This window comes from Halomonas sp. SIMBA_159, from assembly GCF_046536035.1.
In the GTDB taxonomy this organism is placed as follows: Bacteria; Pseudomonadota; Gammaproteobacteria; order Pseudomonadales; family Halomonadaceae; genus Vreelandella; species Vreelandella venusta_A.
Window position 1 is genome coordinate 1 of the sequence record NZ_JAWJBT010001171.1, and the last position, 250, is coordinate 250.

Sequence of the window (250 nt, forward strand, 5' to 3'; positions counted from 1 at the left end):
TCGGCCAAGCAGGCACCGACGGAAGAAGTGATGGCACTGGCGGAAGAACTGGCGGCATTTGGTGGTATTTATACCACCCACATGCGCACTGAGTTTGAGCAGATCCTTGATGCCATGGATGAAGCGTTCCGTACCGGCCAGCACGCTAAAGTGCCTGTGGTGATTTCGCATCTGAAATGTGCCGGTGCCGGTAACTGGGGCCGGACGGTCGAAGTGCTGGAGCGAATGGAATCGGCCGCTCAGCGCCAGG

1 pseudogene is annotated in these 250 nt (G+C 58.4%); it reads left to right on the top strand.

The features are described 5' to 3' along the window. Positions 1-250: pseudogene (locus tag R0J87_RS22950) on the top strand (D-aminoacylase); the annotation flags it as partial.